This window comes from Limosilactobacillus secundus (genome assembly GCF_020784695.1).
GTDB classification, from domain to species: Bacteria; Bacillota; Bacilli; order Lactobacillales; family Lactobacillaceae; genus Limosilactobacillus; species Limosilactobacillus reuteri_F.
This window is the reverse complement of record NZ_JAJGUA010000042.1, coordinates 7,771-23,392: the sequence shown is the minus strand read 5'-3', so window position 1 is coordinate 23,392 and position 15,622 is coordinate 7,771. Positions and strand designations below refer to the sequence as shown.

Annotated in this window: 13 protein-coding genes; 2 read left to right on the top strand and 11 right to left on the bottom strand. The window is 38.8% G+C overall.

Annotated elements, in window-relative coordinates:
- Positions 1-122: 122 nt before the first annotated feature.
- From LMB57_RS07690 to rpmH, 11 genes are all read right to left on the bottom strand, one after another.
- Entirely contained in the window at positions 123-632 is a 510-nt protein-coding gene (locus LMB57_RS07690; protein WP_229271610.1) for a GNAT family N-acetyltransferase, read from the bottom strand.
- A gap of 38 nt (positions 633-670) precedes the next feature.
- Positions 671-1,276, bottom strand: coding sequence for a signal peptidase I (lepB, locus tag LMB57_RS07685; protein ID WP_229271611.1), 606 nt, complete (start codon positions 1,274-1,276; stop codon positions 671-673).
- 172 nt (positions 1,277-1,448) lie between these two features.
- The gene (locus LMB57_RS07680) at positions 1,449-2,693 is read right to left on the bottom strand and encodes a carboxylate--amine ligase (protein ID WP_229271612.1); all 1,245 of its coding nucleotides are present in this window, start codon (positions 2,691-2,693) and stop codon (positions 1,449-1,451) included.
- 17 nt (positions 2,694-2,710) lie between these two features.
- Positions 2,711-4,261: a UDP-N-acetylmuramoyl-L-alanyl-D-glutamate--2,6-diaminopimelate ligase gene (locus LMB57_RS07675; RefSeq protein WP_229271613.1), complete on the bottom strand. Its 1,551-nt coding sequence runs from the start codon at positions 4,259-4,261 to the stop codon at positions 2,711-2,713.
- Between the two features lie 141 nt (positions 4,262-4,402).
- Positions 4,403-6,322 (bottom strand): asparagine synthase (glutamine-hydrolyzing), encoded by a 1,920-nt coding sequence (asnB, locus tag LMB57_RS07670; protein ID WP_229271614.1) that lies wholly within the window; start codon positions 6,320-6,322, stop codon positions 4,403-4,405.
- A 198-nt stretch (positions 6,323-6,520) separates the two neighbouring features.
- Positions 6,521-8,464, bottom strand: coding sequence for a tRNA uridine-5-carboxymethylaminomethyl(34) synthesis enzyme MnmG (mnmG, locus tag LMB57_RS07665; protein WP_229271615.1), 1,944 nt, complete (start codon positions 8,462-8,464; stop codon positions 6,521-6,523).
- Positions 8,465-8,475: 11 nt separating this feature from the next.
- Positions 8,476-9,864, bottom strand: a complete 1,389-nt coding sequence (gene mnmE, locus LMB57_RS07660; RefSeq protein ID WP_229271616.1) for a tRNA uridine-5-carboxymethylaminomethyl(34) synthesis GTPase MnmE — start codon at positions 9,862-9,864, stop codon at positions 8,476-8,478.
- 157 nt (positions 9,865-10,021) lie between these two features.
- Positions 10,022-10,789, bottom strand: a complete 768-nt coding sequence (gene jag, locus LMB57_RS07655; protein WP_229271617.1) for an RNA-binding cell elongation regulator Jag/EloR — start codon at positions 10,787-10,789, stop codon at positions 10,022-10,024.
- Positions 10,790-10,885: 96 nt separating this feature from the next.
- Positions 10,886-11,719, bottom strand: coding sequence for a membrane protein insertase YidC (yidC, locus tag LMB57_RS07650; protein ID WP_004562481.1), 834 nt, complete (start codon positions 11,717-11,719; stop codon positions 10,886-10,888).
- 3 nt (positions 11,720-11,722) lie between these two features.
- Positions 11,723-12,076: a ribonuclease P protein component gene (rnpA, locus tag LMB57_RS07645; RefSeq protein WP_229271618.1), complete on the bottom strand. Its 354-nt coding sequence runs from the start codon at positions 12,074-12,076 to the stop codon at positions 11,723-11,725.
- 139 nt (positions 12,077-12,215) lie between these two features.
- The gene (gene rpmH / locus LMB57_RS07640) at positions 12,216-12,350 is read right to left on the bottom strand and encodes a 50S ribosomal protein L34 (RefSeq protein WP_003665227.1); all 135 of its coding nucleotides are present in this window, start codon (positions 12,348-12,350) and stop codon (positions 12,216-12,218) included.
- A gap of 494 nt (positions 12,351-12,844) precedes the next feature.
- On the opposite strand from rpmH, the gene dnaA reads away from it, so the two are divergent.
- Entirely contained in the window at positions 12,845-14,167 is a 1,323-nt protein-coding gene (gene dnaA, locus LMB57_RS07635; RefSeq protein WP_229271619.1) for a chromosomal replication initiator protein DnaA, read from the top strand.
- A gap of 175 nt (positions 14,168-14,342) precedes the next feature.
- On the top strand, positions 14,343-15,485 hold the full coding sequence (dnaN, locus tag LMB57_RS07630) for a DNA polymerase III subunit beta (RefSeq protein WP_229271620.1): 1,143 nt from the start codon (positions 14,343-14,345) through the stop codon (positions 15,483-15,485).
- Positions 15,486-15,622 lie beyond the last annotated feature (137 nt).

Here is a 15,622-nt window from a genome sequence, read left to right as displayed (position 1 = left end):
CCGTCCTTTCGCATTTCAAGTTATTCCTACAAAACTATTGTCGTCATTTTTTTCATAAATGTAAAATGGTAAGCCTTGATTTGAACAATAAAAAAGAGGTTAAAGCTTAAAATTGCTCAACCTCATAAAACTTGCTGCTTATTAAACTGCCTGCCCATCATATATAAGGATCGCCTTTGACCATTTATTTCAGCAATCTGTGGCAACTTGCCCCATTCTTCGTACCCGCAGGAGGTAAAGAGATGATAGCTTGCTTGATTTTCAATATAAATATATGCAATTACGGTTCTTATATCTAAATGATCTTCAATTTGTTCCTGTACATATGTTAGTAAATTATGACCAAGATGTTGACGCCGATAATCTTCATGAATATAAATAGCTATCTGTGCTGAATGATCATAGGCGGGATGCGAATAAAAATATTCAAGAGCACACCAGGCAATTACTCGATTATCTATTGTTGCTACCCAAATTGGATGGGTGCTGTCAAATTGCAGAAACCATTCACGGCGATCCACAACCTCAATCGGTGCGCTCTCATCATTGACTTTCAGCGGAATGGCTTGATTAAATATATCGACAATCGCTGGTAGATCATTTATTGTTGCTAACCGAATTTGATAATCCATGTCAAAGCTTCCTTACAGAGTTTTTTATCTACTAATTATTACTTAGCATAGAAGTGTTGCCATTCTTTATTAACATTTTCGCGAGTTGTCTTTGTCCCAGTCCAAGATGGAACTTTTACGACCCCATCAATCTTACTCTTAGGTACAAATCCCCAGTAACGACCATCATTAGAAACACTTCGGTGGTCCCCAAGAACAAAGTATTCCCCCTTCGGAACTCTTGTAGCACCATTATTTTTTAACCAACTGTTCTGAACTGAAATACTACGCAATGTCCAGTTTCCAGTTCCGGTTGTTCGTTGACTCTTGCTAATGTAGTCTTGATTAATTTTTTTACCGTTAACATAAATATTTCCATTTTTAGAGCTAACAGTATCACCAGGAAGTCCAATTACGCGCTTAACATAATCAGTCTTGACCGATACTTGCGGATCAACACCATTAGCATCAAATACAACGACACTTCCATGATGAATCTTGGCAGTTTTCAAACAAAATACTCGTTCATTATTTTGTAAGTTTGGTTGCATGGATGGTCCATCAACCCGAACAATTTGGAAGAAAAACTGCTTAATTACTAATGCGATTATTAACCCGATTAAAATGGGAATAATCCAACTCATTGCTTCACGAAATGCTTTCATTATAATTCCTCAATTTCTTTGTTTAACTGTTATTAATCATACAACTAGTAATAAAACCTGAAAAGTTATTTATAATAAATAATATATTATTTTCACATTTAATAACATTAAAAAGATATTAAGGCTCAAAAAAGAAGTAGAAAATTTATGCATTTCCTACTTCTTTTAGTTTCTATTTCTTTTCGACAAAGTACTTTTCAAAATTCTTTTGATAGTTATGGTTAATCCGTTGTTCCATTAACCACCGCATGAAATTCATGTCCTTGTCATAATGGAAAGTTGTTCCATAGCGCCCTTCTTTAATAAGCTTCTCAGCCTGCTTTTTAATTTCATTATTTTTAGCATACTGAAGAAAGGTCTTTTTTGAAACCCCCAGCCATAACTTGTAGTTGCTTTCATCCTTGTTCCCATAAATCGTCTCTTGATCTTTTAAGCTATCAAAAACGTAATCTTCAACTGGGAAAGTAGCAAGTTGATAGCCATTTAATGAAACAAAGAAACTACTACGACCTTGGCGAGGATTGAGGTCAAATACCTTGAATTGACCATCACGACGGTCATATTTTAAATCAAAGTTAACAAATCCAGTAAATTCAATACTTTCAAGGAAATTTTTGATGTTGTCATAGATTTGTTGGTCATATGCTGGCATAATCGCAACGTAATTACCAACATTTGCTGGATTACAATCTTCAAGCAGCGGATGACCGAGACACATCATCTTTACCTTATGCTCTTTATCAACGTAACAATTGATTGTCCGCATATTACTATCATCACCAGGAATAAATTCTTGTAAAACAAGATCGCCGTTGTATGGACTATGTTCGTAAATAATCTCAAGAACTTCCGCTAGTCTTTCTGGTGTTTTAATAATATAAGCCTTTTCGTATCCTTCAAAGTTTCCCTTATGCCATTGCACCGCATCAGCAGCTTTCAAAGCAATTGGAAATTCAAATGGTGATTTGTAGTTTTTATAATCAAGGTCGGGTTTTAAAATATCAGTTTTAGGGTAAGGCAAACCATACTTTTCGCAGACATTGTAGAATTTCTCTTTATCCGTTAATGTTGCCACTTCATCATAATCAGCATACGGACAGAACATATGCTGAGAAAGTTCTTTACGATTTTTCGCAACTAATTCGGTATAGTCATCCCCACAACTAATTAAAACGGTCTTCTTGCCTTGCTTAGCAAACTCATCTGCCGCTTCAATTAATACCTTCGTAAACACTTCTGGTGATTGTAATTGTTCATTATAATGCATCTCAACAATTTTTGAATAACGAGTTGGTGCCAATGGTTGCCGAGCATATAATTGCGACTTAATTCCATATTTTTCATACATTGACCGTGCCATTCCGTAAGCGTTGAAATCACTACCTAGAATCAATGGAACAAAAGGTTGTTCACTCATTAGATCCCCACTCCTCTTTATTTTTCTAGTTCATTAATATAATCACGTGCAATCTTCACATCAGTTGGGTAAGGAACATCTTCACCATTAATCTTTTGGTAAGGATCTTCACCCTTCCCTGCAAGGACTACAATATCATCTTTTTCACTACCGTCAATTGCCTTTTTGATCGCCGTTTCGCGGTCCATTTCAAATTGAATATGTTTAACCTTATCATGATCAATATAAGAATCTATTTCCCGGGCAATAGTCATCGGATCTTCAAATCCTGGGTCATCAGTCGTCAAAATCACTTCATCTGGTTGTTCTTCAGTTAAAGCTTTTCCAAACCCGGGACGGCGTGAAATACCTTTATCACCAGTCGCTCCTAAGACAACTGTTACTTTGCCAGCATTAGTTTGTCGTTTTAAGAATGCCAACAGTCGCTTTAAGCTAGCGTAATTATGGGCATAATCAACATAAATTGTTCCATGCGTATTACTGTTAATCATTTCCATTCGACCACGGATGTGAACGTGGTTTAATGTTTCTACGGCATCGTTAGCACTCGCCCCAGCTAATCCACTAGCAATGATTGCAGCAACCGCATTTCCTTCATTATAATCTCCAGGGACACTCGTCTTATAACGGCTATCTAAGTTTAACTGCTTTGCTTTCTCAGTTAAGGTGGTCAATTCAAATTCACTTTCATGAAGATCTTCTAAATCATTTCGATATTCAAAATCTATTTGGGCATTATCAGGTAATTCGATGTTTGCTCCCCGCCGTGCAAATAAGAAAATGTCTTCTGGTTGTGTAGTTGCCTTAGCAGTGTAATAAACATCAGTAAATTTTTCAGTTTCCGCATTAATTAAGCATTTAGCAGAATTTACTAATAATTGTTCCTTACAGTGAAGATAATCAGCAAAAGTTGGATGCTCATTTCGTCCGATATGATCCGGCGAGATATTTAAGAAAATTCCCACATCATACTTTAAACCGTAGATTCGATTCTTCTTGTATGCTTGTGATGATACTTCCATTACTAAATGCGTCATTCCATTATCAACGGCAGCGCGCATATCATGGAAAAGGTCTAAGGATTCAGGAGTAGTCAAATCAGATTTAAATTTATCTTCCGGTTTATTGCCTAAAACCCGATCCAGCGTTGAAAAAAGGGCAATATGATTATTTGTACTTTGAGCTAGAATATGGTCAGCAAAATAAGCCGTTGTTGTTTTGCCTTTTGTTCCTGTAATTGCAATAATAAACAAATCATTTTGGGGATAGCCATAGAAGGCTGCCCCTAGTAAAGACATCGCTTTTTGTTCGTCGTTCACGATAATAGCTGGCAATCCTTCGCCCTCTGGATATTCCTTTTCAGCCACGTACGCAATCGCACCTTTTTCTTTAGCGGATGCTAGATATTTAGGCAAAAAATTTCCTTTACAAAAGAATAAAGTTCCTGATTTTACCTTCCGTGAATCATAGGACACGCTAGTTGCGGTAAAATCAGTTAAATTACTAACATGATCCAATAAGTGATGCTCGCGTAATAATGCTAAAGCAGGTGTAATATGCAATTCCATCTTGCAAATGACTCTCCTTTAATCTAATCTGCCCTATATTATTTCATTTTTTATCATAAAAATAAATAAGGGTTATCAACTAACAAAAAAGGAGACTTAGAAGAGTCCTACAGCCCTTCGCCAGCCTCCTTTAATATTTTTCTATGCTTCTGTTGTAGCTGTTTTTTGTGCGCGGTCAATTCCTGATTCATCAGGTTTGAAGTTATCAATAAAGTATAACTTATACCACGTTAAGAAGGTGTAGATTGTCCAAATCTTACGACGACCATCCACCTTGCCTTCAAAATTATCATCGGCAAGTTTTAAAAGCTTTTCTTGATCAAAGAACTCTTTTACGAAGTCTTGTTCAAATAATTCACGTACTTCTTGGTAATACTTCTTTTCCCGAAGCCATGCACGAACTGGAGTTGGGAAGCCCATCTTAGGCCGCGTAGCCCATTCTTCCGGTAAATGCCGATTTGCTGCCATCCGGAATGCCCACTTTGTATCCTTATAGTTAAAAAGGTACTTAGTTGGTGTCGTTTCAGCCACTTTCATTACCTCTTTATCAAGAAGTGGTACCCGGATTTCAACAGAGTTAGCCATGCTCATCTTATCTGCCTTTAAGCAAATATCACCAGGCATAAAACGGTGCAAGTCAATATATTGCTTCTTTGCGACTTCATCGATATCTTTATCTTCCATCTTATCAAAAAGTGGATTAAGAATATCGGCAATACTTGGTCCGCAATCAAATTCTGGTTGCAAGTAGTCAGCAGCTTCTTCAGGACTAAAGATGTATGCTTGACCAATAAAAGTATCCCGTGCTGGCGCTAAGTTGCGGTACATATGCTCTTGGCCGTGGAAGTGTTTCCCATCTAACCACTTAGCAAACTTATACCGACGTTCACGAGGCATCTTTTTTAATTGGTCAGTTACCCAACGAATAAACTTAACTTTCGTATTAAAACCATAATCAATATATCCCGCGAACAATTCATCGGCACCTTCACCAGAAAGAAGGGCCTTGTAGCCGTTATCCTTTGCCAACTTGTTCAAGAAGTATAAAGGAACAACAGATGGATTAGAATCAGGTTCATCTAAGTAGTATTGAATCATTGGGAATGCATGGAAAGCTTCTTCGTTAGTTAACTTTTCATCAGTATTCTTCAGACCCATCTTAGCAGCTAATTCCCGTGCTTGTTTGGTCTCATCGTAAGTACTATCAAAGCCGATTGAGAACGTGTTATCTGGACGCATCAAAGCCGTTACTAAACTTGAATCAACCCCTGCGGAAAGAAATGAACCAACCTTAATTCCTTTATCTGCAAAGGTATGGGCCTTAACAGAATTCTTAACAACATCGTCAATCTTGTTAACAGCTTCATCAAACGTCTCGTCTTCTGGCTCAAAGTTTTCGTCCCAGTATTGGGTCATTTCAAACTGACCGTCTTTATAAGTGAAGTAGTGCCCTTCTGGGAGGCGATAAACACCCTTAAAGAAAGTTTCCTGAGTAACTGGGTACTGGAATGTCATGTATGGTTTAAGGGCTTCTTTGTTAAGTTCCTTCGTAAAGTTAGGGTGATCAAGAAATGCTTTGATTTCAGACCCAACAAAGAAAGTGCCGTTCATTTTAGCGTAATACAATGGTTTGATCCCAAAATGATCACGGGCACCGAACATCTCTTTAGTCTTAAAATCCCAAATAACAAAGCCGAACATTCCACGCAGCTTGTTAACAACATCCTTGCCCCATTCTTCATATCCGTGCAAGATTACTTCAGTATCGGCATGTGTCTTAAATGTGTGACCCTTACTGATTAATTCTTCACGTAATTCTTCAAAATTGTAAATTTCACCGTTGAATTCAATAGCTTTTGAGCTATCTTCATTAAAGATTGGTTGATTACCAGACTTAACATCAATAAAACTCAAGCGCCGGAAGCCAAGTGCTACATCCTCGTCCACATATTGACCTTCTGCATCAGGTCCCCGGTGAATAATCCGGTCCTTCATTTTTTTGATTAATTGGTCTTTAATTTGTGGTTTTTCATTATCAACAAATGCAACAATCCCACACATTATAAATTTCCTCTTCTTTCTCTTAAATTCACGGATCACAAAATAGTTATTTAAAATTCATTATTAAAACTCGAACCTAAATTATACCATATAATACCAAACTTAAGTATATTATCCCTTTGCTTTAAGAAAACCATAATAAAATCTCGAGACCTGAGTCGTTACTCTGTTTCTCCAGATTTTATTTCCCAGGAAATTTTATTTGCGATCCTTCTTGGAGAACTTTCCCTGGCGGACGTAAACACTCAAGATTGCAATATCAGCAGGATTAACCCCACTAATCCGTGAAGCTTGCGCTAAAGTTTCTGGACGAATCTTTTCAAGTTTTTGACGTCCCTCAGTTGCCAGGCCATCAATATCACCATAATCAATATCATCTGGAATTCGTTTGGCTTCCATCCGCTTCATCCGTTCAACCTTAACTTCCTCTTTCTTAATGTAACCAGCATATTTTAATTGAATTTCAACCTGCTCAATCACATGACGATCAAGTTCCTGTGCCGGTGCTGGAATGAATTCAGCCAACGTTTGGTAATCGAAGTATGGTCGCTTCAAGAGGTCAGCTGCCGCAATCCCATCTTTTAAGCGGTTATCCCCGTGAGCTTCAATAAATTCATTAACCTTATCATCGCTTGGCTTGAGCTTAATTTCTTCTAAACGTTTAATCTCTGCTGCAACTTGGCGCTTTTTATCCTCCATTTTAGCAAGCCGCTCATCACTAACTAAGCCAACTTTATAGCCCATTTCCATTAATCGGAAATCAGCATTATCATGACGTAAAATTAGCCGATATTCTGCCCGACTTGTAAGTAAACGGTAAGGTTCTTTTGTTCCTTTTGTTACTAAATCGTCAATCATCACGCCGATATATGCATCAGAACGCTTAAGGACAAATGGTTCGTTGCCTTGTGCCCGTAATCCTGCATTAATCCCTGCGATTAACCCTTGACCCGCTGCTTCTTCATAACCCGAAGAACCATTTGTTTGGCCTGCAGTATAGAGGTTCTTAATGATCTTGGTTTCAAGGGTTGGGTGAAGTTGGTACGGCGCAACTACATCGTATTCAATCGCATATCCAGGACGCATCATTTCAGCATTTTCTAACCCCTTGATGGAGTGCACAATCTTTTGTTGGATTTCTTCTGGCATTGATGTTGAAATTCCATCAAGGTAATATTCATCGGTATCCCGGCCTTCCGGTTCAAGGAAAACTTGGTGCCGTGGCTTATCAGCAAAACGAACAATCTTATCTTCAATTGAAGGACAGTAGCGTGGGCCAACCCCCTTGATTACACCAGAGAACATTGGTGCCCGACTAAGGTTTTCGCGAATAATGGCATGTGTTCCTTCATTTGTATAAGTTAACCAACAAGATAATTGTTCGCTAATCGGAATATAGGCACTATCAGGAGTATCAAAACTAAAGTGGTGTGGTTCCTCATCGCCTGGTTGTTCTTCCGTTACACTATAGTTGATTGTCTTTCCATTAACCCGTGGTGGCGTTCCCGTCTTAAAACGCTCAAGATCAAAACCAAGTTCTTCAAGGTTTTCCGAAAGCTTTACCGCTGACTTAGAGTTATTTGGACCAGATTCATATTGCAATTCACCAATAATGATCTTTCCGCGCGCCGCAGTTCCAACAGTTAGTACAACCGTCTTAGCGTGGTAACGAGCTCCCGTATTAGTAATAACGCCTTTGCAGACACCATCTTCAACAATTAACTGGTCAACAGTTGCTTGACGGAGAGTAAGGTTAGGTTCTTCCTCAATTGTCTGCTTCATTGCACGATGATAAGCATGTTTATCTGCTTGAGCTCGTAATGCACGGACAGCGGGACCCTTACCGGTATTTAACATCCGCATTTGAACATAGGTCTTATCAATGTTATGGCCCATTTCACCACCAAGAGCATCAATTTCGCGGACCACGATTCCTTTTGCTGGACCACCAACAGAGGGGTTACATGGCATAAAAGCAACCATTTCAAGATTAATTGTTACCAATAAGGTCTTATTTCCCATCCGGGCTGCGGCAAGGGCAGCCTCGCTTCCGGCATGACCCGCACCGACAACAATTACATCGTATGATCCCGCTTCGTATTGAACGGCATCAGATGTTTGCAATGCTTCTGAACTCTTCATTCTTCTATTCCCTACTTTCCTAAACAGAATTGGCTAAATAACTGGTCAAGTAACTCATCTTGGTAACTATCCCCAGTAATCTCACCTAATAATTCCCAACACCGGGTCATATCAATTTGAACCAGGTCTACCGGCATTCCATCATTAATTCCTTTTAAAACATCGCTTAAAGCATCATTAGCTTGGTGGAGTAAACCAATGTGCCGAGCATTTGTAACCATTACATTATTCTGATTGCTTTCAATTCCCTCGTTGAAGAACATGTGACCAATCTGTTCACCAAGTTGGTCCATTCCTTCATGGTTAACGATTGAAGTTTCAATAACGGCACTCTTGCCAGCTAGTGATTTCAATTCCTCTAAATCAACCTTCCGTGGAAGATCCGTCTTATTTAAAATAATGATCCGCTGCTTATCCTTGGTTGCTTCAAGTAATTGGCGATCTTCGTCAGTTAATTCATTTGAACTATCAATCAAGAGAAGTACTAAGTCCGCGGCACCCAAGGCTTTGCGACTCCGCTCTACCCCGATCTTTTCAACTTGGTCATTTGTATCGCGGATTCCTGCTGTATCAATTAACTTCAATGGCACCCCGTTGACATTGACGTATTCTTCAATTACGTCCCGAGTTGTCCCAGCAACGTTTGTAACGATCGCCTTATCTTCGTGAAGCAAGGAATTCAATAAACTTGATTTACCAACATTTGGCTGCCCGATGATTGCCGTTGCTAAACCATCTCGCAGAACCTTTCCTTGCTTAGCTGTTTTAAGAAGACCTTGGATTCGTTGTTGAATGTCCGCTGCTTTTTCTTTTAAGAGTTTCGTAGTCATTTCTTCAACAGCATCATATTCTGGATAGTCAATATTAACTTCTACCTGTGCTAATACATCCAAAATGTCTTGTCGTAAATTACGAATTAACCGCGACAAATCACCATCAAGCTGGTTTAATGCTACCTTCATCGATTTATCCGTCTTTGCGCGAATTAGATCCATTACTGCTTCTGATTGGGATAAATCGAGACGCCCATTTAAGAAGGCCCGTTTAGTAAATTCACCTGGTTCTGCCATTCGGGCACCAAAGCTCAGTACTAATTGCAGAATACGGTTAGTTGCTAATAATCCCCCATGACAGTTGATTTCAATTACGTCTTCACGGGTATAAGTGTGTGGAGCGCGCATTACTGAAACCATCACTTCATCGACTTCTTGCTCCGTGTCAGGGTCGATAATATGACCATAGTTAATGGTATGAGTTGCTACTTTGGCGAGATCTTTTCCTTTGTAGATCCGTTGAGCAACTTTCACCGCGTCATCCCCACTAATTCGGATAATGGAAATTCCACCTTCACCAACCGGCGTCGAAATTGCTGCAATCGTATCGTTCTCGCTATTTGCCATCGCTACTTTACTCCTTTCTAACAAAAAAAGTGCTAGTCCATGCATAGCAATAAGATTATTACTAAACATGGTCAAAGCACTTTCACTACTTTAACGAATATTAAATTTATAACCGCTCATATTCTAAAATCATTACCAGAAATTGTCAACAAATAAGTTAGTCTTTGGGGGCAATCACGATACTCCGATAAGGTTCCCGACCGTGGGAATAAGTTTTTACATGGTCGTTATCCTCAAGTTCCTGGTGAATTTGTTTCCGTTCGCGAGCTGGCATGGGATCCATAAAAACTGCCTTCCCACTTGCAACTACTTCCATTGCCGACTTTTGTGCTAGCTTGTGAAGTGCTTCTTGACGCCGTTCGCGATAATTGGAAGTATCAAGTTCAACATTTACCTTTGCTGCTCCATGGTAATCCATGAATATATTACTAAGCTGCTCCATCGCATTGATCCGTCGACCGTGCTTCCCGATTACCCGTCCATTTTCTTCAGTTTGAAGATCAATTTTGAGGTCATGAGCTTCTAAATTAATAATCCGCGGTTCAACAGTAATACCTAATTCTTTAAATACTGTTGTTAGATATTCCACCAATTCTTTACTTGTTGCTTGAACCTTTTTAAGATTGGCCTGTTGCCGCCGTTTGATTTCAGCTGGATCGAGCTCATTCTCAGTAGAATTTAAGCTTGCTGGCCTTTGTTCTGGCGCTTTTGCTAGCTGCTCATCTTTTTCTTCCAGTGAGGGCATCGCAATTTCTTTATCTTTTATAACTGCATCCACTTGTGCGCGGCGTCGCCCAATTCCTAGAAACCCGTGTCGTGGCTGTTGAAGGACCGCAAATTCAATTGTCTGATTAACGGTTGGTTTCAATTGTGTACGGGCCTTTTCTTTTGCTTCTTCAATTGTTGTTCCAGTAAAAACTGCCATTTTTATCCCCCGTGAATTTAATTAATTTCCACTCTTTAAATTTATTACTAATATAAAAAGGCTCGCAACAACTTTACTTGTCACAGCCTTAATAACTTATTTCCGCCGACTTTGGTAAGCGCGACGTTTTGCTTTTTCAATCTTGCGACGTTTTGCTTTTTCAGCCCGTTGCTTTTCTTCACGTTCACGACGAATCTTAAATGGATTCTGGATGATAAGCGTTTGGACAACCTGGAAGGCGTTTGTTACTACCCAGTATAAGGTAATAGCTGAAGAGAAGCCTAATGCCATGAAGAATACCATAATCGGCATAAACCACGTCATTGTAGTTGTCATTGAGTTTTTTTCGGGCATCGAAGCCATGGATAACCATGAACTAATAAACGTAAATAATGCCGCTAGAATAGGCATGATGTAGTATGGGTCTGGGTGACCTAACTGAAGCCACAAGAAAGTTCCATTCCGTAAGGCTGAGGTCCGCCAGATTGCTTGATAAAGAGCCCACATAACTGGTAACTGAACCAGTAACGGAAGCATCGAAGCCCATGGATTAACTCCTGCTTCTTTATAGAGCTTCTGTGTTTCCATTTGCATCTTTTGCATTGACTCGCGATCACGTGATGAATACTTTTTCTGAATTGCCTTTAATTGAGGAGCAAGTTCTTGCGTCTTCATCATGGTCTTTGTTTGGTAAAACATCAATGGCAGCAAGATGATTCGGATGATGATCGTAAAGATAATGATCCCCATTCCATATCCGCCAAAGTGCTTTGATAACCAAATGATAAATTGTGAACAGTTATAGATAATGTAGTGGTCCCAGATACCAGTACTATGACTAGTAATTGGCTTATTGGAGCACGCAGCTAAAAATAGGGTTAAGCTCATGATTGCTCCCAAGCTTAGGAATTTTTTTGTTTTCTTATTCAAATCCTAATCCTCACTTTTTTCATCTAACAAATGTGCTCGCTTTAAAACGTGCACTAGGTTTTTCTTTGTTTCTGCCATTGATAAACCATCTGCCGCTGACCGAGCAATAACCAAGAAATCAACATCAGACCGTAATTGCGGTTTCACCTCTAATAATGTTTGACGAATACGCCGCTTAACCCAATTACGATGCACAGCATTTCCAATCTTTTTTCCAACAGAAATACCGACACGAAAATGTTTTTGTCCTGGCTTTTCCATTTGATATACGACAAATTTGTGGTTGGCCACGGAATTATGGGTTTCAAAAACCCGTTGAAACTCATTTTCCTTTTTTACGCGATATGATTTTCTCATTTGTATAATCCCCAGCCTTAATTTAAGTAGATATAAAAAATAGGGCCGGGCATACGTCAACTTTAACGATTAAAATTGCTCGTCAAGCTGACTGCCCTGCCCCACACAATAAAAAAAGCCACTATAAAAGTGGCCGTGGTTATGCAGATAATACTTTTCTGCCCTTTTGACGCCGACGTGCTAATACCTTACGGCCGTTACTGGTGCTCATGCGCTTACGGAAGCCATGGACACGTGCACGGTGACGCTTCTTTGGTTGAAACGTGCGCTTCATACAATTGCACCTCCTATTAAATTCGAGTGGTTTGGTTTCTAGAGTCTAAAAGACGATCTCTTCAAACATACTTTGGTAGTATAACACACTTACCGAAATTAATAAACGGCGAATTTTTATTTAATTTTTTTGATTATTAACAAAATTGGCAAAATAATCCACAGCGTTGTGTAAATTTATAATTTGTGGACAAGTTATCAACAACGTTTTTCAGAGATTATCCCCAGATCCACACCTGTTGATAAAGTTATCCACAAGTAACCTTTAAGATGTTGATAACTCTCTAGTTAACTGCTATATCAATAGCGTATATCAACACAATTCTGTGGATAAATAATAATAAAACCTTCTTTTCCCCATTTTTCACAGGAAGATTATTAATTTACACACAGTGTTGTGTAAACTTTTTTATTATTATCCACTTGGTTGTGGAAAACCTTCCCATGTAATGATAAAATACCGTTTGTAATTTAATACTTTAGGAGGAAATTATTTTGACTGAGCTCGATTCTCTGTGGGAAGCGATCCAAAATTCATTTCGTCAGGATACCACTCCGGTTACCTTTGACACTTTGATTGCTCCGGCAAAAGCAATTTCTCTCTCTCAAAATCAACTGGAAATCGAGGTGCCCACTCCGGTGCACCGCGATTTTTGGCGCAAAAATTTAAATACGCAGCTTAAAGAATTCGCTCAACAGGAATTGGGACGTAATATTGAGCCGCATTATGTGTTAGAGGGAGAATTTACCTATACAAATAAAAAAACAGAAGATGATCCAACTCCTTCTTTTGAGATGGATACTCCTCTTAATCCTCATTACAACTTTGGAACATTCGTTGTTGGAGAAGGAAACAAAATGGCACACGCTGCAGCATTTGCCGTTGCCGAAAGCCCTGGCAGCCTTTACAACCCGCTATTTATTTATGGGGGAGTTGGTTTAGGAAAGACCCACTTAATGGAAGCGATCGGTAACCATATGCTTCAAGTTAATCCAAATTCGCGTGTCAAGTATGTGACGAGTGAGGATTTTACCAACGATTATATTAATGCTATTCGTAATAATACGACTGAACAACTAAGAGAAGAATATCGTAATCTTGATCTCCTATTAATTGATGACATTCAATTTTTAGCCAACAAAGAGGGGACACAACTTGAATTCTTCAATACTTTTAATGCCCTTCATGATCGCAAAAAACAAATCGTTATGACATCTGATCGAATTCCAAATGAGATTCCTGAACTGCAAGACCGACTTGTATCACGTTTCAGATGGGGACTTACTGTTGAAATTACTCCTCCTGACTTAGAAACGCGAATTGCCATCTTACGGAGCAAAGTTGAGGAAGATCATATTGATATTGGAAACGACACCCTTAACTATATTGCTGGACAAATCGATACAAACATTCGTGAACTAGAAGGAGCCTTAACAAAGGTTCAAGCATTTGCTAATTTAAGCGGTGAGCGAATCACGCCAAGTTTAGCATCCCAAGCATTAAAAGGACTTCATCGCGTAGCCAAAAACGAAATATCAATCGCTTCAATTCAAAAACAAGTCGCTGATTTTTATAATATAACTCAGGGAGATATCCTTGGTAAAAAGCGAGTTAAACAAATTGTAATGCCTCGTCAAATTGCTATGTACCTTTCTCGAGAACTCACTGATTCTTCTTTACCAAAGATCGGCAACGAATTTGGCGGCAAAGATCATACCACCGTTTTACATGCTATTGATAAAATCGAAGCAGAACTTAAAAAAGATACTGATTTACAAAACGATATTACAAAACTAAAAGCTAAGCTACGATCATAGGCTGTGGATAAGTATAAGAATTATCCTCTGACTTATCCACAAGTTATCAACAGGTGGATAAGTCACAATAAAAGGTGTTTGGATAGTTTTCCACAGTATTAACAGGCCCTACTACTACGACTGTATTTTAAACTATTAAATATATTTATATATTCATACAAAAGGACTGAAACATATGAAATTTACAATTAACCGATCTGCATTCATTAGTCAATTAAATAATGTCTTACGAGCTATTTCTTCTAAAACCACGATTCCAATCCTTACTGGATTAAAGATGGTAGTAAACGAAGATAACATTGTGTTAACTGGTAGCAATTCAGATATTACAATTGAAAGCGTTATTAGTGCCAATAATGCTGATAATGATTTAACAATTGAAGACACTGGCGCTATTGTATTACCAGCTCGCTTCTTCAGTGATATTGTTAAAAAGTTACCAGATAAAAAAGTAACTATTGAAGTTACAAGTGGTTTTCAAGCAGATATTACCTCTGGTTCTGCTAAGTTCCAAATTAATGGTCAAGATGCTGAAAACTTTCCCCATTTACCAGAAATTGAAACTAATAAATCAGTAACCCTTCCAAACGATATTCTTAAAGAAGTAATTCGCCAAACCGTTATTGCAGTATCAAAGCAAGAAAGTCGTCCAATCCTTGCCGGGGTTCATATGACTTTAAAAGATGGTGTCCTGACTGCCGTTGCAACAGATAGTCACCGACTTGCACAACGGAAAGTGGTCCTCGATAACATTGATAACAGCATAGATTTTGATGTGATCATTCCTGGAAAGAGCATGGAAGAACTTTCTGGAATGATTAGCGATGTCCACGAAGATGTACAAATGCAAGTAACTGAAAATCAAGTATTGTTTATCTTTGGTAACACTCATTTCTATTCTCGATTACTAGAAGGAAACTACCCTGAAACTAGTCAATTAATTCCACAAACTGCCGATACAACCGTTGAGTTAGAAGCCGGGACATTTTTATCATCAATTGAGCGTGCTTCGCTTTTATCTCATGAAAGTCGTAACGACGTGGTTAAGTTAAGTCTAAAGCCATCAGAAAATCTTGTCCGAATTAGTGGTGATTCTCCAGATATCGGTACCGTCGAAGAAGAGGTAGTAACGTCTGCTCTTGATGGTAATGATCTTGAAATTTCGTTCAATCCTAATTACATGAAAGATGCTTTGCGTTCTTTTGGTCAAGCAACGATCAAGATTTCATTTACTTCACCATTGCGACCATTTACCTTAGTGCCAACAGAAGATCAAGAAAACTTTGTCCACTTAATTACACCAGTACGGACATTTTAGAAAGAATCTTAATAATTTTTATAAAAGGGAGCGAGACAGAAGTCACTTGTGACTTCGTTTTTCGACGCGAAGCTAGCCTCTGGGAGCCCCCGCAAGCAACAATAGGCCTCTAACGTTCGGTTTTGCCGGACGTTAGA